The sequence below is a fragment of the Wolbachia endosymbiont of Glossina morsitans morsitans genome, assembly GCF_000689175.1.
In the GTDB taxonomy this organism is placed as follows: Bacteria; Pseudomonadota; Alphaproteobacteria; order Rickettsiales; family Anaplasmataceae; genus Wolbachia; species Wolbachia pipientis.
The window spans coordinates 1,575-2,302 of sequence record NZ_AWUH01000123.1 but is presented as its reverse complement, the minus strand read 5'-3'; the positions used below and the strand labels follow the sequence as shown (position 1 = coordinate 2,302).

The following is a 728-nucleotide window of genomic DNA, read 5'->3' as shown; positions in this document are numbered from 1 at the left end:
TTCAACTTTCTTAGCAAATTATCTACCTAGAAACTTCTCTCCTAGGATCAGAAGTCCTTCTTAACTCTTCACGTTCTGTCCATTTGTTGTTAGACTCGGTTATTACCTCAGGGCGCATTAATCCACCAGATCTTTCAAAGTACCCATTTTCAATAGCATCATAAACCAAATCTTCACCAAGTGCGCAATCATTACCTAATTCTTCTTTTCGATCTTTGAATTTTTCTAATATTTCCTCTCTATTACTCACTTTTACTATAATTTTGCTTTTATCCTGTACGTCAGGATACAGTCTAACGTCTATATTTCCCAAACTAGTATAGAAGGTTAATACTATATCGCTGCCTTCTGTAAGATCTGTGTAATACCTTATTCCACCTTCAGTTTGAATTTCTACTTCACTACTACCGATCTTTACTATATTTCTTCCACACTTTACATCTCCATCGGTTAGACCTAAATCCCTTGCCCCATCTGTTATCTTTATAATGTCTATTTTACTATCTTTAGAATATTCTAAGTAAAAAACGGAGTTATCTACTCTTGCATCTTTTAGCTCGCTATTGGTTGCACTTTTTGCGATTTCAATAAATTTATGAGAATTGCTAACATAATCTCTATAAGCTTTTTTTAGGTTAGTTTTATGCTCTTTAAATTCTGATGTCAGTGTGTTAGCATCAACTGTATTACCGAACACTGCCCCTTTTGATACTAATTGACATATTATA

General features: G+C 33.7%; 1 pseudogene. It reads right to left on the bottom strand.

The annotated features are described in order from the left end of the window. Positions 1-22: 22 nt before the first annotated feature. A pseudogene (locus WGMM_RS02980) lies at positions 23-728 on the bottom strand (ankyrin repeat domain-containing protein); the annotation flags it as partial.